A 23447-nucleotide genomic window follows, 5' to 3' on the forward strand; every position below is an offset into this window, starting at 1 on the left:
TCACTGCCCTGCCGCGAGTTGGTCACCGAACAGGTACTGGAAGATCGTCGGGTAACGCACCCATGCCTCCGTGGCCGGTTTGTACGGCGTGGTCCCGGTATCGGTCACCACGAACTTCGCGTTCCCGTCGCGTCGCGGATCGTAGTCCGGCATGCCCCAGCAGTTCGGGCCGCCGGAGGCCCCGACGACGGGCAGGTCCTGGGCCGCGTTGTACGGCGTGGCACCACCCATGAAGCTCGTGCTCAGCGTGAGCGCGGCATATTCACCCGTTCCGGCCATCGGTTCGAAGGCGATGCGAGCATCGTTGAGACCGATGATGAAGCACGTGAGTTCGGGCGAGTACTCGCCGAGGAGCCCGGTGGTGTACGACAAGCTGTCGAGTGCGGTGACCACTTGGTTCTCGTTCTCCCCCAGAACGTTACGACCGGTATCGGCCAGACCGGTGAGATTCATGAGCAACAGGTCGAGTTGCGACTGTTCGTCGACGATCGTGTTACCGACCTCGGTGACGTTGCCGATCGTGGTCATCAGATCCGGCACGGTGTCCGCATAGAGATTGGCGACGTCGGCAGCAGCTCCCAGGTCGTATTGCAACTGCGGGAGCGAGGGGTTCATCTCGGCCAGGTAGGCGTCCGCGTCCGCGAGGGTGGCCCCGAGCGCATCGCCGCGACCGTTGAGCGCCTCCGAGAGCGCACCGAGCGTGGCGTTGAGCTTCTCGGGCTGCACCTGCGTCAGCACCTCGGACAGATGCTCGAAGACCGTATTGAACTCGACCGTCACACTGTCGGCCGCAATCACCGCGCCCTCTTGCAGCGGTACCGGTGACGGATCCTCCGGGACCACGAGGTTGACGAACTTGGCACCGAACACGGTGGTCGACTCGATCGACACGCGCGTGTCGGACGGAATGAGGTGCATCTGTCCGGGCTGCATCGCGAGCCGCAGCACGGCACCGTCCGGGGTGTGCTCGATGGACGAGACCCTGCCGACCTCGACGCCGCGCAGTTTGACCTTCGCGTCGGGTTCCATCACCAGGCCCGATCGCTGCGCGGTGACGGTGACGGGCGTGGTGGAGGTGAATCCGGCAGCAAACATCGTCAATGCCACGAAGACGATCACGGCGAGCCCACCCACCAGCACGAACGCCGCGAGCTTTTTCTTCCACGAGGGAGTGTCCATGTGCCGCGCCCTATCCCGACAAGTTGAAGTTGCCGGTCGCGCCGTACACGGCGAGAGAGATGAGCAGGGTGACGGTGACGACTGCGACGAGCGACGCGCGCACCGCGTTGCCGACGGCCACGCCGACACCGACCGGTCCGCCGCCGGCGGTGAACCCGTAGTAGGTGTGGATGAGCATGACGGCGATCGCCATCACGATCGCTTGAACGAACGACCAGAGTATGTCGGTGGGTATGAGAAACGTCGTGAAGTAGTGGTCGTAGACGCCGGCCGACTGGCCGTAGATGACGACGGTCGCGAATCGGCTGGCGACGAACGACGCGATCACCGCGAGCGAGTACAGCGGGATGATGGCGATCATTCCCGCCAGGACCCGGGTGGAGACGAGGTACGGGATCGACGGGATGGCCATGGTCTCGAGTGCGTCGATCTCCTCGGAGACGCGCATCGCACCGAGTTGCGCCGTGGAGCCCGCGCCGATGGTGGCGGCCAGGCCGATCCCGGCGATGGTGGGTGCCGCGATGCGGACGTTGATGAACGCCGCGAAGAACCCTGTGAGTGCTTCGACGCCGATGTTGCCGAGGGAACTGAACCCCTGCACCGCGATGATGCCGCCGGTGAACAGGGTGAGGAATCCGACGATGACGACGGTGCCGCCGATCACGGCCAGGGCACCTGTCCCCATGCTGATTTCGGCGACGAGCCGGAGGGTTTCCTTCGGGTACTGCCGGAGCGCGCGAGGGATCGTCGCGAGCGCCTTGCCGTAGAACAGGGCCTGCTCGCCCAGACGGTCGATCGACGTCGAGGCGCGGGAGAACCGTCGCACGGCCCTCGGGAATCGCCCGGAGATCACTGCCATGGTGTGTCCTCCGCGTTTCTCATCCGGCCGTCAGCTTGATGCCGACGGCGGTGACGAGGAGGTTGACGACGAACAGGGCCATGAACGCGAAGACGACCGTCTGATTGACGGCGTCCCCGACGCTCTTGGGGCCACCTTTGACGTTGAGTCCGAGGTAGGAGGCGACGAGGCCTGCGATCATGCCGAACAATCCTGCCTTGACCTGGGAGATCATGAGTTCACCGAAGCCGGTGAGAAGCGTGATGCCGTTGATGAAGGCTCCGGGGTTCACGTCCTGGAGGAAGACGGAGAACACGAAGCCACCGAGGATGCCGATCGTGCAGACGAGCCCGTTGAGCAGCAGCGCGACGACGGTGGACGCGAGTACGCGCGGGACCACGAGCCGATGGATCGGGTTGATGCCGAGCACCCGCATCGCATCGATCTCCTCGCGGATGGTGCGGGCTGCGAGATCCGCACAGATCGCGGTGGCTCCGGCACCGGCCACGATCAGCACCGTGACCATCGGCCCGACCTGCGTGACGGCTCCGAGCGCGGCCCCGGCACCGCTGAGGTCCGCCGCACCGATCTCGCGGAGCAGGATGTTCAGGGTGAAGCTCACCAGGACGGTGAAGGGAATGGCCACGAGAACGGTCGGCACGAGAGACACCCGCGCGACGAACCACGCCTGGTCGACGAATTCACGTCTCTGGAAGGGCCTGGTGAACACCGCCCTCGCGGTGTCGCCGGTCATTGCGAAGAGGCCGCCGACGGCGCGCAGTGGAACCTCGAGGAGATCTACCACCGTCTCCCCTTTCGTTCGCCGGCCCGACCGAAATCCGACCGTGCGCAGAAATCTGCTGTGACCCGCGTCATAGTAACTAGAACGTGTTCACGTGTCAAAGAAACATCCTGTAGATAATTCATCCGTGTTTTCCGCGGCCGCACTCTCCGCGCCCCCACTCTCGTTAATACGGACATAAGGCGCATTGATCAGCCGTTTTTCCGTGGATTCGGCACTACTCTCCCGCTCGCCCCAACCGCGGAAGACGATTCAACACAGTTGAATATTGAAATTGAACGGAGATAAAACTAGAACAGGTGTCCTTTGCCGCCGACGCGCGGCGCACTGCCGACGCGGAACCGGCCGGTCGGCGTGATACGTACCCTTCGCCCAGGATACGTGTCACGCAGGGTTGCAGAGAGTTCCGGCTCGGGCGAGTCGGAAGCGTTCACAGTTTCAGTGCGTCGGACGCGGAGAACGTCGCAGCCGGATCGCGGTCCGCGAAGTAACCCCCCAGTTCGGCCGCGAGGGCGTCCGGTGTCCACTGCACGTCCGCGTCGAACCGTTGCTCCACGACCGGCGCGGCCATGAGCGCGACCATCGGCCCGTACACGATGAAGACCTGCCCGCTGATGTGGTCCGCGGCAGGCGAGGCCAGGTAGGCAACCAGATTCGCCACATGGTCGGGCGAGAGTGGATCGACCTCACCGTCCGGCGGGGCGCCGAAGACCGATTCGGTCATCGCCGTGCGGGCACGGGGGCAGATCGCGTTTGCTCGCACGCCGTAGCGCGCCAGCCCCCGCGCGGCCGACACCGTCAATGCCGTGATGCCGGCTTTCGCGGCACCGTAGTTCGCCTGCCCCTCCGGCCCGAGCAGCCCCGCCTCCGACGACGTGTTCACGATGCGCCCGTAGACGGGCCCGCCGGCCTCCTTGGACTTGCCCCGCCAGTACGCGGCGGCGTTGCGGCACAACAGGAAGTGGCCGCGCAGGTGAACCGCGACGACCGAGTCCCACTCGTCGTCGGACATGTTCGGCAGCATCCGGTCACGCGTGATGCCCGCATTGTTGACCACAATGTCCATTCCACCGAACTCCTTCTCGGCGGCGTGAACCATCGCATCGGCGGTCGCGCGCTCGGCGACGCTTCCCGGCACGAATGCCGCACCGGGTCCGATGGCGCGGATCTGCGCGAGAGTGTCCTCCACGGAGTCGTTGGCGACGAGATCGTTGACAACCACCGACGCGCCGGCGCGAGCCAACGCGATCGCTTCGGCCCGCCCGAGGCCCGCACCCGCGCCGGTGACCACGGCGACCTTGCCTTCGAGGGACACACCGCTGCCGACAGAACTCATCCACGCACTCCTTGCGATTCGGGCCGGCCGGACGGCCACACCCCGGTGGACGTCCCCGGCACCACATCGGGACAGTCCAGAGAATGTAGAACGTGTTCCTGTTTATGACAAGACGCGACGGGGTCCCAGTTCACCCTTCGGACAGGGCTGCCCTGGGGCACTGCGCAATTGCCTCACGCACGTTCGCCTCACTACCCTCGGGAACCGGGTGCTTCACGAGCAACTCGTCGTCGTCGTTGAGATCGAACACCTCGGGCGCCACCCCGACACACACGCCGTTCGCCTCGCAGCGGTCGAAGTCGACCTTGACATCCATGACCCGAACCCCGTTTCACTTTCGTACCGACCCGACCGCCTCAGGCTAGAACGCGTTCCATTTCTGTGCAATGATTCGCGCTAATCCCGCAGCGGCGAAGTGGAGCGTTCGTGGACATCAGCTATACCTCCGAGCAACAAGCGCTACGTGAGGAATTGCGACACTATTTCACCCATCTCATGACTCCGGAACGGCGTGAGGCCCTCGCCGCGACGACCGGCGAGTACGGGGCCGGCAACGTCTACCGCGAGATCGTGCAGCAGATGGGCAAGGACGGCTGGCTCACGCTGGGCTGGCCCGAGGAGTACGGCGGCCAGAACCGCTCCGCGATGGACCAGCTGATCTTCACCGACGAAGCCGCGATCGCAGGCGCACCGGTCCCGTTCCTCACCATCGATTCGGTGGCGCCGACGATCATGCATTACGGCACCGCGGAGCAGAAGGAGTATTTCCTCCCGCGCATCTCCGCGGGCGAACTGCACTTCTCCATCGGTTACTCCGAGCCCGAAGCCGGCACGGATCTCGCGTCGTTGCGCACCACGGCCGTGCGCGACGGCGACGAGTGGGTGATCAACGGTCAGAAGATGTGGACGAGCCTGATCGCGTACGCCGACTACGTGTGGCTTGCGGTGCGGACCGACCCGGATGCGAAGAAACACAAGGGCATCAGCGTTCTCATCGTGCCCACCGACGCGGAGGGGTTCTCGTATACCCCGGTCCACACCATGGCCGGTCCGGACACGAGCGCCACCTATTTCGAGAACGTCCGTGTCCCCGCGTCCGCTCTGGTGGGCGAGGAGAACGCCGGATGGTCCCTGATCACCAACCAGCTCAACCACGAGCGTGTCGCGCTCACGTCCGCCGGACCGGTGCTCACCGCGCTCGGCGAGGTGCGCCGCTGGGCGCAGCAGACGAGGCTGCCCGACGGACGCCGCGTCGTGGACCAGGAATGGGTGCAGGTGGGCCTGGCGCGGGTGCACGCCCGTGCGGAATACCTCCAGTTGATGAACTGGGATATCGCGTCGAGTTCCGGCAAGACGCCGCTCGGGCCCGGGCCGGCGTCGGCGAACAAGGTGTTCGGTACCGAATTCGCCACCGAGGCCTACCGTGTGCTCATGGAGATTCTGGGACCCGCGTCGACGATCCGTCAGAACTCTCCGGGCGCGCTGCTGCGCGGACGGATCGAACGTATGCACCGCAGTTCCCTCATTCTCACCTTCGGCGGAGGCACCAACGAGGTCCAGCGCGACATCATCGCGATGGCCGCCCTCGGCCAGCCTCCCGCCAAGCGCTAACGAAGGATCCTCCACCGTGGACTTCACCCTCACCGAGGCTCAACAGGACCTGTCGAGCCTGACCCGCAGCATCGTCACCGACATCGTCACCAACGACCATCTGCGCGTGCTCGACTCGCTCGACGACCGGATCGACCGGACCTTGTGGGACCTGCTCGCCTCCTCGGGAATCCTCGGCGCGGCATTGCCGGAGTCGGTGGGCGGCGACGGGTACGGGCCGCTCGAGCAGGCAAGCATCCTGCTCGAACTCGGCCGCGGCGTTGCCGCCGTCCCGTATCTGACGTCGATCGCGGTGTGTGCCTCCGTCATCGGTGAATTCGGTACGCCGCAACAGGTGTCGGAGTGGGGCAGGCCGGCTGCCGCCGGTGGGACGATCCTCACCGCCGCACTGTCCGAAGAACTCGACGACGACCCGGTGGCCCCCACCACCCGAGCACACGCCGCGGACGACGGGTACGTGCTCGACGGCACCAAGACGGTCGTCGACGCCGCGCCGGTCGCCGACGGATTCCTGGTCCCGGCGTCGCTGGAGGACTCCGTCGCGGTCTTCCTCGTGCGGTCCGACGACCCGGGTGTCGGGGTCACCCGCCAGGCAACGACCGACCGCGGCAGCAGAGGCATCCTCACGCTGGACGGGGTCGAGCTCGACGCCGGCCGGGTGCTCGGCACGGACGGCGCAGCCGTGGCCGCCCGGCTGCGGGATCGGACCCTGCTCGGGTCGGCCGCCTACCAGTGCGGAGTGCTCGACCGCGCACTCGAGCTCACCGCGCAGTACGCCCGCGAACGCATCCAGTTCGACAGGCCGATCGGCAGTTTCCAGGCTGTCGCGCAGCGACTCGCGGACGCCTACATCGACACCAAGGCGGTACGCCTGACCTTGTGGCAGGCCGCCCACCGGATGGCCTCCGGCGAACCGCACGCCGAGGAACTCCGCAGTGCCGCATTCTGGGCGGCCGATGCGGGACACCGCGTGGCACATACCGCGATCCACGTGCACGGCGGCGTCGGCCTCGACGAGGACCATCCCGTCCACCGATACTTCCTCGCCGCCAAACAGCACGAGTTCCTCCTCGGTTCGGCCACCGCACAACTGCGTGCGCTCGGCCGGGTACTCGCCGACACCCCCGCCTGACCGGACGACGAGGACTGCCATGACCGCCGATCCCACTGTGACCTCGCTGCTCACACGCCTGTCCGACATCGACGACCGCGGCATGGCCTTCGCGGACACCCGTATCTCGTGGCGGGAACACGTCCGCGCCTCGCACGACCGCGCGGCGTTGCTGCGCGACCTGCTCGACGAGAACGCTCCCCCGCACATCGGGGTGCTGATGGACAACGTGACCGAGTTCTCCCTGCTGCTCGGTGCCGCCGCACTGTCCGGATCAGTGGTCGCGGGCCTGAACACCACCCGTCGAGGCGAGGCGCTCGCCCGCGACATCGCGCTCACCGACTGCCGCGTGGTCTTCACCGAATCCGCTCACCTGCCACTGCTCGACGGTCTCGACCTTCCCGGCGTGCGGGTGATCGACGTCGACTCCGCCGACTGGCCGGAGATGCTCGCTCCGTTCGCAGGCTCGGCCCCGGTGGTCGCGCAGACGAAGCCCGACGACTTGTTCATGCTCATCTTCACTTCGGGGACGAGCGGAGATCCGAAAGCGGTGCGCTGCACCCACGGGAAGGTGACCGGCCCGGGGCTCATGCTCGCGGAGCGGTTCGGCCTCGGGCCGGATGACGTGGTCTACCTGTCGATGCCGATGTTCCACTCCAACGCGATCATGGCCGGCTGGGGCGTGGCGCTGGCAGCCGAGAGCGGTGTGGCACTGCGGCGCCGGTTCTCGGCATCCGGGTTCGTCACCGATCTCCGGAAGTTCGGTGTCACCTACGCGAACTACGTCGGCAAACCCTTGTCGTACATCGTCGCGACACCGGAGCGCGCGGACGACGCCGACAATCGTCTGCGCATCATGTACGGCAACGAAGGCACGGCGCCCGCGGTCGCGGAGTTCACCCGGCGGTTCGGCGCCCGGGTCGTGGACGGCTTCGGGTCCACCGAGGGCGGCGTCTCCATCGCCGCCACCCCCGGTGCGCCGCCCGGGGCACTCGGAACGCTCCCCGACGGCATCGACATCCTCCATCCGGAAACCGGGAAGCCGTGTCCTCCCGCCGAATTCGACAGCGACGGCCGGATCGTCAACGCCGACGACGCCACCGGCGAGTTGGTCAACACTCGTGGAGCCGGAATGTTCAGCGGCTACTACAACAATCCCGAAGCCGACGCCGAACGTCTCCGCGACGGGAAGTACCACAGCGGAGACCTCGGTTACCGGGACGCGGATGGGTTCGTCTATTTCGCCGGCCGCAGTTCCGGTTGGCTCCGTGTCGACGGCGAGAACCTCGGGTCCGCGCCCATCGAGCGAGTCTTGATGCGATACCCGGGTTTCGCCCAGGTGTCCGTGTACGGGGTCCCCGACCGGCACGTGGGTGATCGCGTGATGGCGGCCGTCATACCCACTGTCGCCGAGGAATTCGACGCGAAGAGATTCGCCCTTTTTCTCGCCGAGCAGACCGATCTCGGCCCCAAGCAGGTGCCTACACTCGTGCGCGTCTGCCGCGAGTTCCCCCGGACCGCGACGTTCAAAATCCTCACCCGATCGCTCGCCGCGGAACGATGGCACTGCGCCGATCCGGTCTGGGTCCGTGAGCGCGGCGATGCCGAATTCGTGCCGTTGTCGCCGGACACGACACACCTCCTCGAACCTCTCACAACGACATCGGGACACCGATAACGTCTAGCCGAACGCCAGGAAGACCCCGTGGGAGAAGCGAGGATCGATGGGATCGGTGCCCGGTACCGCAGCGCGCGCCCTCGGGAGTTTCTACGCGTTGTCGCTCGACGCATTCGTGAGTGCGTTCCGGGGCCCGTTCCAGTGGCGTGAATTCCTCTCGCAGTTCTGGTTCATCGCGCGCGTGTCCCTCGTCCCGACGGTCCTCATGTCCATCCCGTTCACCGTCCTGGTGGTCTTCACCCTCAATTCGCTGCTGCTGGAGATCGGCGCGGGTGATCTCAGCGGTGCGGGCGCCGGCCTCGGCGCGATCACACAAATCGGTCCCCTGGTGACGGTTCTCGTCGTGGCCGGAGCAGGCGCCACAGCCATCGCAGCGGATCTCGGATCGCGCACCATCCGTGAGGAGATCGCTGCCCTCGAAGTCCTCGGTATCGATCCCGCGGCGCGCCTGGTGCTGCCGCGCGCGCTCGCGTCGACGGCCGTCGCGGTGACGCTCAACGGGGCGGTGTGCGCGATCGGGCTCACCGGCGGATTCTTGTTCTCGGTGACCTTCCAGAACATCGACCCGGGCGCCTACGCCGCGGGCGTCACCTTGCTCGTGGGGCCGGGAGAACTCCTGCTGTCGGAACTCAAGGCGGCCGTCTTCGGGCTGCTCGCAGGTCTCATCGCATGTCACCGCGGCCTGTCCGTCACCGGCGGACCGAAGAGTGTCGGCGAAGCGGTCAACGAGACCGTGGTGTTCGCGTTCGTCGCCCTGTTCCTCGCGAACATGCTGCTCACCTCGATCGGGATCGCGGTGATGGGTCGGTGAGCGTGCCACGGCCCACCGGCGGGCGGGTCGCGCACGCTGCGCGCCGGACCGGTCACGGTCTCGACCGCGCGGTCGACACCGTCGGCCGTCAGGTGGTCTTCTCGATCGGTGCACTCGCCTCGACCGGACGGGCCGCCCGCCACTATCCACGCGAAACACTGCGCGTGGTCTCCGAGATCGGGCTCGGGACCGGCATTCTCGCGATGATCGGTGGGAGCGTCGCGATCATGGGGTTCCTCACCCTGTTCGCCGGTGCGACGGTCGCGGTGCAGGGGTTCACGTCTCTGGGCAATATCGGGGTCGAAGCGCTCACCGGGTTCCTGTCCGCCTACGTCAACGTGCGGGTCGTCGCGCCCGTGACCGCCGGAGTGGGCCTGGCCGCGACCATCGGCGCGGGCACCACCGCACAACTCGGCGCGATGCGCATCAGTGAAGAGATCGACGCCCTCGAAGTCATGGCCATCCGCTCGGTGCCGTACCTGGTGGGTACCCGCATCCTGGCCGGCCTGATCGCGGTGATTCCGCTCTACGCGCTGTCCGTGCTCGCCGCGTTTCTGTCGAGCCGTATCGCCACCGTGGTCGTTCTCGGTCAGTCCCCGGGGGTGTACGACCACTATTTCTCCACGTTCCTGCGCCCGGCCGACGTGGCGTGGTCGTTCTTCCAGGCTGTCGCGATGGCACTCGTCGTCATGACCGTGCACAGCTACTACGGATTCACCGCGAGCGGTGGTCCTTCCGGTGTGGGTGTCGCAACGGGCCGCGCGGTGCGAATGTCCCTCATCGCCGTCGTGACGATCACCCTGCTCATTTCGCTGGTCCTCTACGGCAACGCCCGCCAGCTGCATCTGGCCGGGTGAGAGCGGTGCGGGCAGGACGGATGCGGAGCACCGGGTTGCACAGACTGGCCACAGCGGGCTTCGTCGTCGTCGCCGCGGTAGTGCTGGTCGTCGTCGGACTCGCCTTCCGGGGAGCGTTCGCTTCGGGGGTGACCGTCACGGTCGACACCGGCCGGGCGGGGCTGATGCTCGAGCGCGGCGCGATGGTCAAGGCGCACGGTGTGCAGGTCGGCACCGTGACCGAAGTCCGGCACACTCCTGCCGGGGCCGAGGTAGTCATTCGCCTCGACCCCGCCGACGCGGCGCGCATCCCGTCCACCGCGGAGGCCGAGATCCTGGCGACGACAGTGTTCGGCGCCAAGTACGTCTCCCTCACCGGCACCGGATCGACCGGCACTCCCGGGTTGTCCGACGGCGCGGTGTTGCAGGCTTCGAGCGTGACGGTGGAGACGCAGACCGTGTTCGAGTCGCTGTCCGGGGTGCTGCAGGCCGTCGACCCCGCGAAGCTCAACCGGACCCTCGGCGCGTTGGCGGCCGCACTGCGCGGCCGGGGCGACACACTCGGCGCGGCTCTGTCGGACACCGATGCCGTGCTCGCGCAACTCGAGCCGCGTATCGAGGTGATTCGACGCGACCTCACCGCTGCCGAAGCCACCGCGGACATCTACACGCCGGTGACCGACGAGGTGACGGAGGCGCTCGGCAACCTGACGGTGACCGGAGCAACGATCGTCGAGCGCGCCGACGATCTCGACCGCTTGCTGCTCGCCACCATCGGGATGGGCGACGCCGGGCAGCGCGTCGTGGAACCGAACACCGAACAGATCATCGACGTACTCGATCTCCTGCGCCCCACCGCGTCGCTGCTCGAGGAGTACTCCCCTGTTCTGCCGTGCTTCTTCCAGGGTGCCGACCGTGCCCGGCAACTCGCCGAACCGGCGTCCGGCGGCAACGGATCGTCGATGATGCTCAATTCGACGCTGCTGCTCGGTGTCGATCCATACGAGTATCCGCGCAACCTTCCGGTGGTCGCCGCGACGGGCGGTCCGCGGTGCGGCGCACTGCCGATCGTCACCCTCGACGAAACACCTGCGCCTTACGTGGTCGCTCGCACCGGGGCCGATCCGTTCGAGAGACGGAACACCACACCGGTATTCGTACCGGAGTCCCTGTTCGAACTGGCGGGCGGAGGAGCCGGATGACGCGTACCGCGATCGCGGCCGGCATCTACGCCCTCGTCATGACGCTGATCCTCGCCGGGTTGTTCGTCGTCTTCGGTCAGGTGCGCTTCGGCGACTACACCCGGTATCACGCTGTGTTCGAGGACGTGTCCGGACTCGAGCCGGGTCAGTTCGTCCGGGTGTCCGGCGTGGAAGTGGGGCGGGTGGAGAAGGTCGAGTTCGCCGACGGAAACCGCATCGACGTCGTCTTCGAGGTCGACTCCGTCTACACGCCGACCCGGGCGACCGTCGCGACGGTCCGTTACCTCAACCTCGTCGGCGACCGTTATCTCGAATTGTCCGATGGTCCGGGAGAACTCGTCCCGATGAGTGCCGACGAGACGATCGGTCCCGAACGGACCCGCCCGGCACTGGATCTGGACGTGTTCGTCGGCAGTTTCACACCGCTGTTCCGCGCGCTCGACCCGGACCAGGTCAACCGGCTGTCCGCAGATCTCATCTCCGTACTGCAGGGCCAGGGCGGAACGGTGGAGTCGGTGCTTGCCCATGCCGCGTCCCTGACGTCGGCCATCGCCGACCGGGATCTCCTGGTCGGGCAGGTGATCACGAACCTGAACGCGGTGCTGGCCACTCTCGCTGCGCACCGCGACACGGTCGACGCCGCACTCGTGCGCGCGCAGGAACTGCTGTCGGGACTTGCGCAGGATTCGGTGATGCTGGGCGAATCGGTCACCCGTCTCGATGCGGCGAGCGGATCCGTCGCGGACCTCCTCGGCCGGACGCGCTCCCCGCTTGCCGGTACGCTCCGCGAAACCGAACTCGTGGCGGCACAACTGGAGTCCCGCAGCGACACCATCGACAGCCTGGCGACACGGCTGCCCGATGCGTACGCCGCACTCACCAGACTCGGCGCCTACGGCGGGTTCTTCAACTACTACCTGTGCGGAATGCTCATCAAGGTCAGCGACCCCTCCGGCAACACCGTCACCTCGCCCCTGTTCGGTCAAACGACGGGCAGGTGCGCCCCGGCATGACACAGTTCCGCGACATGAATCCCACCCGCGTGGGTGTGATCGGCACGGTCGTGCTGATCGTTCTCGTGCTGTGCGCCCTGAACATCCGGTCACTGCCGCTGTTCGACTCCGGGTCCACCTATCGCGGGCGTTTCGTCGACGCCGGCGGTCTGAACCCCGGCGACGCCGTGCAGGTGTCGGGCAAGGACGCCGGCCGTGTGCTCGACATCGTCATCGACCACGACGCCGTCGCCGTCACATTCACCGTCGACCGGCGGGTCACGCTCGGCACCGACACGACCGTCGACATCGCGACCGCCACCGCACTGGGTGCACGGCACCTGCGCGTACGTCCGGCAGGTCCGGGGAGACTCGAACCGGGCAGCACGATGGACCTCGACCGGACCACCGCCCCGTACCAGCTGACGGACGCCCTCGGTGATCTCGCCGATACCGCAGCCGAACTCGACGCCGAACAGCTCCGTACCTCGATGCGCGTGCTGTCCGACACCCTGCGCGAGACACCCGACGACGTCGGTGCCGCCGTGGACGGGGTGATGCGCCTGTCCGAGACAGTGGCGAGCCGCGACGCCTCGTTGCGCGAACTGCTCACGCATGCGGAGCAGGTCACCGCGGTGCTCGCCGAGCGCAGCGACGCTATCGACTCGCTCATCGTCGACGCCGACCTCGTGCTCGGCGAACTCGACCGCCGTCGCGCAGCACTCGACACGTTGTTCGCCAACGTCGACGCGTTGTCCGTGGAGATCTCGAACCTGGTCGCAGACAACGAGGCCCAGCTGACGCCCACGCTGACCAGGGTCAACGCGGTTCTTGCCGTCCTCGAACGCAACCGCGACAACATCGCGCTCGCCATCGACAGGCTCGGTCCGTACGCGACCGAACTCGGCGAGGCGGTCGCGTCGGGCCCGTTCTTCAACTCCTACATCCAGAATCTGCTGCCGATGCAGATCATCGAACCGGCCCTCACGCGGGCGCTCGACGATGCCGGTATCACCGTTCCGGGAGGTACTCCGTGAAGCGGAGCACAGGGTTCCTGACGTGGGTGGTGCCGCTGCTCGTCCTGGCGGTGATCGCCGTCGTGTCGTTCACCGTCGTGCCGTGGCGTGCGACCGACGAGTATTCGGCGGAGTTCACGACTGCACGTGGCCTGTACGTCGGCGACGATGTGCGCATCATGGGGGTCGAGGTCGGACGGATCACCGGCATCGAACCGCGCGGCGACCGGGTGCTGGTGACATTCACCGTCGACGCAGCCCATCGCATCCCGGCCGCCGCAGAGGCCGCGCTCATGGCGCCGACACTGGTCTCGGCCCGCTTCCTCCAGATCACTCCGCCCTACACCGGCGGACCCGAACTCGCTCCCGGCTCGAGCATCACGCTCGACCGCACAGCGGTACCCGTCGAATGGGACGAGATCACCGCCCAACTGGCTCGCCTGACCACCGAACTCGGTCCGACCGACGACGATGCGCGGGGGCCGCTCGGTGAGGTGCTCGACGTCGCTGCCGACAATGCCGAGGGGCACGGCCCCGCGATCCGCGAATCTCTGCGGGAACTGTCGGCAGCGATGCGCACCGTCTCGGACGGCCGTAGCGACCTCTTCGGCACGCTGGGCAACCTGCAGGTATTCGTCGACGCGCTGTCGGCGAGCGGCGACCAGATCGTGTCCTTCCACGACCGGCTTGCCGCGGTGACGGATGTCCTGGACGCGAACCGCGACGAGATGGGCGCTGCGCTGGCCGGACTCGACACCGTGCTCGTCGATGTCGAACGGTTCGTCCGCACCAATCGCGAGGAGATCGACACGACCGTGGATCGCACCGCTGTGCTCGCCGAGACGCTCGCGGCACAGCGTGACGGCATCGCCCAGGTGCTCCATGTCGCGCCGACCGCATTGTCGAACCTGCAGAACATCTATCAGCCGGCCCACAACACCGTCGTGTCGGCGCTCGCGCTGACCAACTTTGCGAACCCGGCCCAGTTCATCTGCTCGGCACTGGCCGCCGCGGAACAGGTGGACGCCCACACCGGTTCCGAACTGTGCGTGCAATACCTGGGCCCGATCCTTCCGCTGCTCGCGACGGAGTATCCGCCGGCGCGCATCAATCCCACCCGGGGTGTGGGCGCGCTGCCCGACCAACTCGTCTACACCGAGCCGGATCTCGCACCGGGCGCCCCGGCACCCACCGACCTGACCGAACTCCTCTCGCCGGGGTCGCCGTGACTACGCGCCCGGCGGTAGCGGCAGGCATGCTCGCGTGTGTTCTCGTGGTGACCGGATGCGACTGGCAAGGACTCAACTCGCTCGACCTGCCCGGCACGCGCGGGCACGGGGCCGACGCCTTCGAAGTCACCCTCGAGATGCCGGCTGTGACGACACTGGAACGTAATTCGCGCGTACGGGTGGGTGATGTGACGGTCGGCCGCGTGTCGGGGCTTCGGTTGAGCAACGGGCACGCCGAGGTGACGGTGATGCTGGACGGCTCCACCGTGCTGCCCGCCAACGCGAACGCCGCAATCGGTCAGACGAGCCTGCTCGGCTCCGCACACGTCGAACTGTCACCGCCGGTAGGCGAACCCGCACGCGGCCGTCTCGCGGACGGCGACGTCATCCCCCTGGAACGGTCGGGTGCTTTTCCCACCACCGAACAGACGCTCTCGTCGCTCTCCCTGGTCCTCAGCGGCGGCGGGCTCGCGCAGGCTCAGGAGATCTCCCTCGAGCTCAACCGCGCGCTGGACGGACGACAGGAATCGACGCGTGCGGTGCTCGTCCGGCTCGACGCCGTACTGAGTGGACTCGATGCCCAGCGGAACGGGATCGTGAGCGCGATGGAGTCCATCGACGCACTTGCCGCGGAGGTTGCCGTGCACAACGACCGGATCGCCGCGGCCGCGGATCAACTCGCGCCTGCGCTCGAGGTGCTGGCGGCTCAGCGCGCGGAACTGACCCGTGCCGCCGATTCCCTCGGGCAGTTCGGGCGGGTCGCCACCGAGGTCGTCGAGGCGAGCGGCGACGACGTGGTGGCGAATCTGCGAGATCTCGAGCCCATCCTGTCGTCACTGGCAGCCTCCGGCGACTCGCTGACCGAATCGCTGCGGTACCTGCTGACCTTCCCGTTCCCGATCGACACGTACCGCAACGCGGTTCGGGGCGACTACGCGAACGGCACCGTCATTCTCGATCTCACCCTGCCCACGCTCGAGAACGCGTTGCTGCTCGGCACTCCGTTCGAGGGTGCGCTCACCGGCGCTGCCGCTCCCCTCCCCGACCTGGTGTCGTTGCTCGTTCCCCCGTCAGGGGAGGCCCCGCGATGAGTCCTACCGCGGCGTTGCGAACCCGCCTGCTCGCGTTCTTCGCGATCGGACTCGCTGCCGTCCTCGTCGTCGCGCTGTGGGTCGTGGAGGTGCCTCGCCTGGTCGGCATCGGCCGCTACGACGTCCGGCTGGAACTCACCGACGGAGCCGGTCTGTACCCGTCGGCCAACGTGACCTACCGCGGAGTCGAGATCGGGCGCGTCACCGCTGTGACGATGACGATCGGCGGTGCGGAAGCCGTGCTGTCCCTCCATTCGGGCGTCCCCGTCCCCGCGGACGCCGCGGTGCAGGTCCGGAGCATGTCGGCCATCGGCGAGCAGTACGTCGAGTTCCTGCCTGCCGGCGCCGACGCGCCGTACCTGGGCGACGGTGACGTCGTCGGGTCCGACCGTGTGTCGGTGCCCGAGCCCATCGGACGGGCACTCGATCAACTCGACAGCACCTTGCAGTCGGTCGGGACCGACCGTCTGTCCGTGCTGCTCGACGAAACCCACTCCGCTGTCGCCGATTCGGACGACGCGTTGCGGACGCTCATCGAGTCTGCGGCGGCAGTGAGCGGTGAGGCAGCCGCGAGCATCGACAGCACGGCGACCCTGCTGGATCAGGTCGGGCCGCTGCTCGAGACACAGGTGGCATCCTCGGACGCCATCACCCGATGGGCATCGTCACTCGCCGGCACGACCGGGCAACTCCGTGACTCCGACACCGATATCCGCACCCTGCTCGGGGTCGGCGCGCCTGCCGCCGCGCAGGTGCAGGCATTGTTCGAGGACGCCGAACCCACCCTGCCCCTGCTCCTGGCGAACCTCATCACGGTCGAGCAGGTCGCGGCGGTGTATCAACCGTCGCTCGAGCAGATACTCGTGCTCTTCCCCTCGATCATGGCGTCGACACAGTCCGCCGGCCTGCCCAACGTCGACAACCCGGCGCAGAACACGTATTTCGTCAATTCGTACAACGATCCGCCGCCGTGTATCAGCGGGTTCCTGCCACCGGAGCAACGCCGGTCGCCCACCGAACTCGACGTTCCGGAAACCCCGCCGGATCTGTACTGCACGTTGCCGGCCGATTCGCCGGTCGCGGTGCGCGGGGCACGGAACATGCCGTGCATCGAGTACCCGGGACGACGGGCACCGACCGTGCAATTGTGTCGCGACGGTGGATACCCGGCCACCGGGCTGGAAGATCTGCTGACGCCGACGGGCTGAGCAGGAGCCGGGAGCGGCACTGCGCAAGAGCGCGGGCAGAACACGACCGCGCGCAGCCGGCGAACGAACGGCGGCCGCCGCGCCGGAGCGCAGCGGCCACGTGATCGTCCCGGTCAGGCGCTCGCGGCCTCGTTCAGCCGCTCGAGCGTGCCGGTCGCGTCGAGGTACTCCTGCACCCACCGCTCGATGACCGCGGAGGTCTTCTCGACCTTCGAGAACTGGCCGACGACCTGCCCGACGGGGTTGAACGCGACGTCGACGGAATCGTCCGGGTACTTGTGCGTCGCAGCGACGGCCATGCCCGAGACCATGTACTGCAGAGGCATTCCCAAAGGCTCCGGGGTGTCGTCCTGCTCCCACGCCTCGGTCCAGTCGTTGCGGAGCATCCGGCAGGGCTTGCCCGTGAACGAGCGGCTGCGCACGGTGTCGCGACTGGTGGCGTTGACGTAGGCCGCCTGCTGCACGGCGGTGTTCTCGGCCTCTTCGACCATCAGCCACTGGGAACCGGACCAGGTGCCCTGCGTGCCCAGCGCCAGGGCGGCCGCGATCTGCTGGCCGCTGCCGATACCGCCCGCTGCCAGGACAGGCACCGGCGCAACCTCTTTGACCACCTGTGGCCACAACACGATCGAGCCGACTTCGCCGCAGTGTCCGCCACCTTCTCCGCCCTGGGCGATGATGATGTCGACTCCGGCGTCGGCGTGCTTGCGCGCCTGATAGGGGGATCCGCACAGGGCCGCAACCTTGCGCCCGGATTCGTGGATGTGCGCGATCATGTCCGCCGGAGGCGTCCCGAGTGCGTTGGCGATGAGCGTGACCTTCGGATGCTGGAGGGCAACGTCGACCTGCGGGGTGGCCGTTGCCTCCGTCCAGCCGAGAAGCTGCAACGCGTTATCGTCTCCTTCGGGCAGCGGCACACCGTGGTCGGTGAGAATATTGCGCCCGAAATCGAGGGTTTCCTGCGGCACCATCGACTGCAGCATCTTGGTGAGTTCTTCGGCCGAGAGGTCGGTGTCCATACCCTCGTACTTGTTCGGAATCACGATGTCCACGCCGTACGGACGGTCGCCGATGTGCTCATCGATCCAGTTCAGCTCCACTTCGAGCTGCTCGGGGGTGAACCCGACGGCGCCGAGGACACCGAACCCGCCCGCCTTCGACACGGCGACGACAACGTCACGGCAGTGGGTGAAGGCGAAGATGGGGAACTCGATGCCGAGTTCGTCGCAAAGGGGCGTGTGCATTCGGCACTCCTCGGGAGACAGTGGAAGACTGGAACAGGTTCCACTTTAGAGTGCGCGCGGCGGATTGAACATGCCCAGCGGCGTCTCGCCCGAACTCAGATGATCCCGCGCTCGCGGAGCGCGTCCTGCTCGGCCTCGGCGAGTCCGAGGATGTCGCCGTAGACGGCGGCATTGTCGTAACCGGCGATCGGTGCGCCCGCCATGCGAACCGATCCGGGTGTGCCGGCGAGGACCGGCACGACACCAGGCCCGAGCACGTCGCGGCCCGTGCGCTCGTCGTGGTGCGGCACAAGCATTCCGCGGGCCTGGAACTGCGGATCGCGCACCACTTCCGCAACCGTGTTGACCGGACCGGCGACGACGCCCGCCGCAGACAGGTGTGCGAGCAGGTCGTCGAGCGTCCAGGTCGCCGCCCATCGCCCGATGAGCGCGTCGAGTTCGTCCTGGTTGGTGCCGCGGGAAAGGTGGTCGGCGAAACGCGGGTCGTCTGCGAGTTCCGGGGAATCCATCGCGGCGCACAGCCTCCGGAAGACGGTGTCCTGGTTGGCGGCGATGACGATCCACATGTCGTCGGACGTCCGGTAGAGATTCGACGGGGCGATCCCCTCGAGACGGGTGCCGGACGGGCCCCGCACCACGCCGGCGGCGTCGTAGTCGGGCACCACGGATTCCTGGACCGCGAAGCACGCTTCCGTCAATGCGACGTCCACGATCTGTCCGCGTCCCGTGCGTTCGCGGCTGAGCAGCGCGGCGAGCACCCCCTGCACGGCGAACATGCCGCCGAGGGTGTCGCCGAGGGACAGCGCGAGTCGCGGCGGGGCCTGCCCGGGATAGCCGTTGAGGTGCCGCAGACCGCTCTCGGCCTCGGCGACCGACGCGTAACCCGCGTGCCCCGCTTTGGGACCGGTCTGCCCGTACCCGGACACGCGGGCGAGGACGAGGCCCGGATTGATCTCGGACAGCACGTCGTAGCCGAGTCCCCACTTCTCGAGGGTGCCCGGCCGGAAGTTCTCGACGATGACGTCCGATTCGGCGACCAGGCGCCGGAACAGTTCCTGACCGTCGGGAGCACGAAGATCGAGAGTGATGCAGCGCTTGTTGCGGGCGTGCACGGTCCAGAAGAACCGGTGCCCGTCCCGCTCGCCCTGTCCCCATGTACGCAGCGGGTCGGGACGAGCGGGATCCTCGATCTTGATGACGTCTGCGCCCATGTCGCCGAGCAGGCGTCCGGCGAACGGACCCGCGATCAGGGTGCCCAGTTCGAGCACCCTGATGCCCGCGAGCGCACCGGTGCCTGCCGTCGTCTGCGCCGAATCACCCTGCGTACCTGCGTTACCGGATTGCACTGTGTTGCCTGTTCCTTCGGTCAGTAACCGAGGTGAACCGTCTTCTCCTCGGTGAACGCTTCGAGGCCGCTGCGGCCCAGTTCGCGGCCGATACCGCTGGCGTCGCGCCCGCCCCAGGGTAGCGCCGGGTCGGGCACTCCCCAGCCGTTGACCCACACCGTTCCGACCCGCAACTGCGGGATGACGCTGTGCACCGTGGAGAGGTTCTGGCTGAAGATGAAGGCGTTGAGGCCGTACTTGGTGGTGTTCGCGAGCCGGACCGCCTCGTCGGTGGTCTTGAACGTGATGACCGTGGCGACCGGGCCGAAGATCTCGTCCTGCGCGATGGTGAGGTCGTTCGTGCCGCGGAACACGGTGGGTTCGACGAAGAAACCGCGGTCGCCGATGCGGGATCCTCCGGTGACGAGCTGGGCGCCCTCACTGCGCCCCTTCTCGATGTAGCCGAGGATGCGGTCGAGTTGCTTGCGATTGACGATCGTGCCCTGGGTGCTGGCCGGGTCGAAGGGGTCGCCGACGACCGCGTTGCGGGCGAACTCGACGAGCCCTTCCACCACCTGGTCGGCGATCGACTCGTGCACGATCACCCTCGTACCCGCCGCGCACACCTGGCCCTGGTGGTAGAAGTTGCCCATCGCGATCCACGGCAGCGACGCGTCGAGGTCCGCGTCCGGGAAGATCAACTGCGGGGCCTTGCCGCCCAGCTCGAGGGTGACCTTCCGGAACTTCTCGCCCGCGAGCGAGGTGATGGTCTTTCCGACCGCGGGGCTTCCCGTGAAAGTGATCTTGTCGATGCCGGTGTGCGCGGCGAGCGCAGCACCGGCCTCGGGACCGAGCCCGGGGACGACGTTGAACGCGCCGTCAGGCACACCGGCTTCGGCGAGCAGGTCGGCCAGCCTGAGCGTCGCCAGCGATGCGTCCTCTGCGGGTTTGACCACCACCGAGCATCCGGCTGCGAGCGCGGGTGCGATCTTCCACGCCGCAACCACGGTCGGGTTGTTCCACGGTGTGATCGCACCGACCACGCCGAGAGGCTGCCGCAGCGTGAATCCGAATCGGTGCTGGGGGCCGACATCCGGAAGGATCATCGCCTCGCCGGCAATCTTGTCGGCCCAGCCGGCGTAATGACGGAACGACGCGGCGGCAGCGGGAATGTCACCGGCCACGGTGTCGGCGTAGAGCTTTCCCATCTCCGCTGTCTCGAGCGCGGACAACTCGGGCGCGTGCTGTTCGAGGAGATCCGCCACGCGCGTGAGGATTCGCCCACGCTCGGCGCCGGGCATGCGCGACCACAATCCGGACTCGAAGGTGTCGCGGGCCGCGTCGACGGCGGCGTCGATGTCTGCGGCGCCGCCCGCTGCCACTTCGGCGACGACTTCTTCGGTCGCCGGATTGATCGACGAGAAGTGTGCACCGGACTGCGCCGGGACGGTCCGCCCTCCGATACGCAGGCCGGAGTCGGGAATTGTGACGGGGGCGGGGACGGGGGTGGAGAGGTCGGTCATCGGGACTCCTCAGGAAGAAGGCGGGGTGAAGCGACGGATGAGCCCGGACCACGACGCGTCGTAGTCCGTCTGACGGTGCGCACAGCGGTAGGCGGCGTCGGTCACGGTGAGCGCGAAACGCGTCTCGAACATGAACGACAGCGTGTTCTCGAGCTTGACGGGCTTCAGATCCGCCGAGGTGGCCAGATCGAACGTCTCCAGGTCGGGCCCGTGCGCGCCCCACTGGTTGTGGAGAGACGCGCCGCCGGGGACGAACCCCTCGGCCTTCGAATCATGGCGCCCGCGTACGAGTCCCATGAACTCGGTCATGACGTTGCGGTGGAAATGCGGCGGCCGGAAGGTGCGCTCCGCGACCACCCACCGGTCGGGGAAGACACAGAAATCGACGTTCGCCTGGCCGGGTATCGGCGTCGGGGAGGTGAGCACGGTGAAGATCGACGGGTCGGGATGGTCCCAGCCGGCGGTGGTCATCGCATTGAACCTGCCGAGGTCGTACTTGTAGGCACCGTGCGTGCCGTGCCAGGCGACCACGTCGAGTGGGGAATGATCCAGCTCGGTCGCCCAGAGCTGTCCACCGAACTTGTTCACCAGTTCGACAGGTCCGTTCCGGTCCTCGTACCAGGCGGTGGGATAGAGGAAGTCGCGTGCGTGTGCGAGACCGTTCGCCCCGATGGGGCCGAGTTCGGGCAGCGCATAGGCAGACCCGTAATTCTCACAGACGTAGCCCGACGCCCGTTCCCCCAGCAGCTCGACGCGGAAGCGCACGCCACGGCCGATCACCGCGATCTCGCCCGGACCGACCGCGAGGCGCCCGAACTCGGTGCAGAGCAGCAGTTCCCCGTCCTGGGGGACGAACAGCAGTTCCCCGTCGGAGTCGACGAAGTACCGGTCGGTCATCGACGACGACATGGAATAGAGGTGTACGGCTACGCCGGTGCGGGCGTGGACGTCGCCGTTGACGGCGTAGGTGATGATCCCGTCCACGAAATCCGTCCCGGGTGCCGGTGGAGGCAGCGGATCCCACCGAATCCGGTTGGGGGTGAGCACGCCTCCGGACACCGGCGCCGACACCCAGCCACGGCTGTCCACGCGCTCGAACGGCCCGTGCGCGGCAGACGGCATGATCCGGTAGGTCCATGTTCTGCGGTTGTGTTCGCGTGGTTCGGTGAACGCGGTCGCCGAGTGCTGCTCCGCGTACAAACCGTACGGCGCACGCTGGGGGGAATTCTGCCCCCACGGCAGCGCACCCTCGACGGCCTCGCTGTGATGCTCGTTGCCGAATCCCCGCAGATAGGAAAGACCCGGCGGATCGTCGACCTCCACGCGACCGTCGCTGCCTCCGCTCACGTGAGCGCGACCATCTCGTGCAGTGTGGTCCCCGTACGGACGTACTCCTCGCCATCGACCGTGACCGTCATCGTGAAATCCGACCGGAATCGGAAGTACCCCGGGCGGCCGATGAGTCGATTGACGATCGGCTTCACCAGCGCGCTCGAGGCGAGCGGTACGTCTTCGAGCAGATTGTGGGCGTGCACGATGTCGCGGACGGTGAGCTTCAGATCGAGCGAGCCCGGAACACGGATCTGCAGCCACGACGGATAGGTGCGATCGGCGACCGGGTCGAAGACCGCGGGGCCCTCGGTCATCTCGACCTCGCCGTTGCTGAGCACGATCCGGTCGTCCCGGGCGATCATCACCGGCTGCGACCAGTGGGCACCGTATTTCTTCTGGGTGTGCACCATCGCGTACACCAGGGAGAAGTCGTCGGTGTACAACCTGCCCCAGTACCACTTGTCGATGACACGCTTCATGTCACCGACACCCCAGTTGTGGTCGTGGTAGCCGCGACCGGTGACCTCGGTGGTGACGCCGTCGACCGTGACGGTGCCGGCAACAGCGGCCCGAGGCGCGCCCACGACCCAGGCGAAGAACTCGCGGTCGTTGTAACTCGTCCGGCCCCTGCCCGGCATCCACGGCGGAATCAGGGCGGTGAACGTCAGATCGAATCCGAGGCCGCCCTCGGAGACGGCGACACGGTAGATCGGCTTGCCCTCGTCCTCTCCGACGAGACGTGCCGTGTTGTGCGCGACCCGCACGTCGCAGCGTTCCTCCGACACCGTGAGGTCCGAGTCACGGTACTGCCGGATCTCCTCCCTGCGCTGCCCGTCGGGCGAGTAGATGTGGATCTCCACTCCGGGTCTGCGGTGCACCAGTTCCCGCGTCTGCACCATCGCGACGACGATCCGGCCGTCGTCGAGATGCGCGTCGAAATACCAGTGTTCGAAGGCGTGTTTCTCGCTGGAAGGATGAGCGGCATTGTCTTTCGGTCCGACGACGGTGATCTCGCCGTCACGGCGTCCCGGTCCGTTCCAGGCTTCGACGATCTGTAGAGCGGGCATGGGTTGTCTCCAAGAG

At 67.3% G+C, this 23447-nt stretch carries 21 protein-coding genes; 11 read left to right on the forward strand and 10 right to left on the reverse strand.

Features of this window, described 5'->3' with window-relative positions; all coding sequences use genetic code 11:
• The 5 genes from HF877_RS11895 to HF877_RS11915 form a co-directional block, all read right to left on the reverse strand.
• On the reverse strand, nucleotides 1–1179 hold the full coding sequence (locus HF877_RS11895; RefSeq protein WP_169621363.1) for an MCE family protein: 1179 nt from the start codon (nucleotides 1177–1179) through the stop codon (nucleotides 1–3).
• Between the two features lie 10 nt (nucleotides 1180–1189).
• Nucleotides 1190–2038: an ABC transporter permease gene (locus HF877_RS11900; protein ID WP_169621364.1), complete on the reverse strand. Its 849-nt coding sequence runs from the start codon at nucleotides 2036–2038 to the stop codon at nucleotides 1190–1192.
• 19 nt (nucleotides 2039–2057) lie between these two features.
• On the reverse strand, nucleotides 2058–2822 hold the full coding sequence (locus HF877_RS11905) for an ABC transporter permease (RefSeq protein WP_169621365.1): 765 nt from the start codon (nucleotides 2820–2822) through the stop codon (nucleotides 2058–2060).
• A gap of 427 nt (nucleotides 2823–3249) precedes the next feature.
• On the reverse strand, nucleotides 3250–4155 hold the full coding sequence (locus HF877_RS11910; protein ID WP_169621366.1) for a 3-oxoacyl-ACP reductase: 906 nt from the start codon (nucleotides 4153–4155) through the stop codon (nucleotides 3250–3252).
• Between the two features lie 130 nt (nucleotides 4156–4285).
• Nucleotides 4286–4471, reverse strand: a complete 186-nt coding sequence (locus HF877_RS11915; protein WP_169621367.1) for a ferredoxin — start codon at nucleotides 4469–4471, stop codon at nucleotides 4286–4288.
• A 110-nt stretch (nucleotides 4472–4581) separates the two neighbouring features.
• Here HF877_RS11915 and HF877_RS11920 point away from each other — a divergent pair, with 110 nt between their 5' ends.
• The 11 genes from HF877_RS11920 to HF877_RS11970 all read left to right on the forward strand — a co-directional run bounded on the left by HF877_RS11920 (nucleotide 4582) and on the right by HF877_RS11970 (nucleotide 16940).
• Nucleotides 4582–5766: an acyl-CoA dehydrogenase family protein gene (locus HF877_RS11920; protein WP_169621368.1), complete on the forward strand. Its 1185-nt coding sequence runs from the start codon at nucleotides 4582–4584 to the stop codon at nucleotides 5764–5766.
• Between the two features lie 16 nt (nucleotides 5767–5782).
• A complete protein-coding gene (locus HF877_RS11925) occupies nucleotides 5783–6898 on the forward strand; it encodes an acyl-CoA dehydrogenase family protein (RefSeq protein WP_169621369.1) in 1116 nt (371 codons plus the stop codon).
• A gap of 19 nt (nucleotides 6899–6917) precedes the next feature.
• Nucleotides 6918–8555 carry a long-chain-fatty-acid--CoA ligase gene (locus HF877_RS11930; RefSeq protein WP_169621370.1) on the forward strand — a complete coding sequence of 546 codons (1638 nt, stop codon included), beginning with the start codon at nucleotides 6918–6920 and terminating at the stop codon, nucleotides 8553–8555.
• Between the two features lie 46 nt (nucleotides 8556–8601).
• Nucleotides 8602–9366, forward strand: a complete 765-nt coding sequence (locus HF877_RS11935; RefSeq protein WP_169621371.1) for an ABC transporter permease — start codon at nucleotides 8602–8604, stop codon at nucleotides 9364–9366.
• A 92-nt stretch (nucleotides 9367–9458) separates the two neighbouring features.
• Nucleotides 9459–10223, forward strand: a complete 765-nt coding sequence (locus HF877_RS11940; protein ID WP_346765129.1) for an ABC transporter permease — start codon at nucleotides 9459–9461, stop codon at nucleotides 10221–10223.
• A gap of 20 nt (nucleotides 10224–10243) precedes the next feature.
• Nucleotides 10244–11404, forward strand: a complete 1161-nt coding sequence (locus HF877_RS11945; RefSeq protein WP_169621372.1) for an MCE family protein — start codon at nucleotides 10244–10246, stop codon at nucleotides 11402–11404.
• Entirely contained in the window at nucleotides 11401–12417 is a 1017-nt protein-coding gene (locus HF877_RS11950) for an MCE family protein (protein WP_169621373.1), read from the forward strand. Before HF877_RS11945 ends, HF877_RS11950 begins: the two co-directional genes overlap by 4 nt.
• Entirely contained in the window at nucleotides 12414–13433 is a 1020-nt protein-coding gene (locus tag HF877_RS11955; RefSeq protein WP_206036972.1) for an MCE family protein, read from the forward strand. The genes HF877_RS11950 and HF877_RS11955 overlap by 4 nt, the downstream gene beginning before the upstream one ends.
• Nucleotides 13430–14641 carry an MCE family protein gene (locus HF877_RS11960; RefSeq protein WP_346765125.1) on the forward strand — a complete coding sequence of 404 codons (1212 nt, stop codon included), beginning with the start codon at nucleotides 13430–13432 and terminating at the stop codon, nucleotides 14639–14641. Before HF877_RS11955 ends, HF877_RS11960 begins: the two co-directional genes overlap by 4 nt.
• Nucleotides 14638–15732 carry an MCE family protein gene (locus HF877_RS11965; protein ID WP_346765126.1) on the forward strand — a complete coding sequence of 365 codons (1095 nt, stop codon included), beginning with the start codon at nucleotides 14638–14640 and terminating at the stop codon, nucleotides 15730–15732. The genes HF877_RS11960 and HF877_RS11965 overlap by 4 nt, the downstream gene beginning before the upstream one ends.
• On the forward strand, nucleotides 15729–16940 hold the full coding sequence (locus HF877_RS11970) for an MlaD family protein (protein WP_169621375.1): 1212 nt from the start codon (nucleotides 15729–15731) through the stop codon (nucleotides 16938–16940). Before HF877_RS11965 ends, HF877_RS11970 begins: the two co-directional genes overlap by 4 nt.
• A gap of 113 nt (nucleotides 16941–17053) precedes the next feature.
• Here HF877_RS11970 and HF877_RS11975 read toward each other — a convergent pair whose 3' ends face one another.
• The 5 genes from HF877_RS11975 to HF877_RS11995 form a co-directional block, all read right to left on the reverse strand.
• Nucleotides 17054–18184 carry a nitronate monooxygenase family protein gene (locus HF877_RS11975; protein WP_169621376.1) on the reverse strand — a complete coding sequence of 377 codons (1131 nt, stop codon included), beginning with the start codon at nucleotides 18182–18184 and terminating at the stop codon, nucleotides 17054–17056.
• A gap of 95 nt (nucleotides 18185–18279) precedes the next feature.
• On the reverse strand, nucleotides 18280–19530 hold the full coding sequence (locus HF877_RS11980) for a CoA transferase (RefSeq protein ID WP_169621377.1): 1251 nt from the start codon (nucleotides 19528–19530) through the stop codon (nucleotides 18280–18282).
• Between the two features lie 20 nt (nucleotides 19531–19550).
• The gene (locus HF877_RS11985) at nucleotides 19551–21032 is read right to left on the reverse strand and encodes an aldehyde dehydrogenase family protein (RefSeq protein ID WP_169621378.1); all 1482 of its coding nucleotides are present in this window, start codon (nucleotides 21030–21032) and stop codon (nucleotides 19551–19553) included.
• A gap of 9 nt (nucleotides 21033–21041) precedes the next feature.
• A complete protein-coding gene (gene hmgA, locus HF877_RS11990) occupies nucleotides 21042–22379 on the reverse strand; it encodes a homogentisate 1,2-dioxygenase (RefSeq protein ID WP_346765127.1) in 1338 nt (445 codons plus the stop codon).
• Complete coding sequence (locus HF877_RS11995) at nucleotides 22376–23431, reverse strand: lipocalin-like domain-containing protein (protein ID WP_169621379.1); 1056 nt, start codon at nucleotides 23429–23431, stop codon at nucleotides 22376–22378. The genes hmgA and HF877_RS11995 overlap by 4 nt, the downstream gene beginning before the upstream one ends.
• Nucleotides 23432–23447 lie beyond the last annotated feature (16 nt).

The organism is Rhodococcus sp. BL-253-APC-6A1W, assembly GCF_012843405.1.
In the GTDB taxonomy this organism is placed as follows: domain Bacteria; phylum Actinomycetota; class Actinomycetes; order Mycobacteriales; family Mycobacteriaceae; genus Rhodococcus.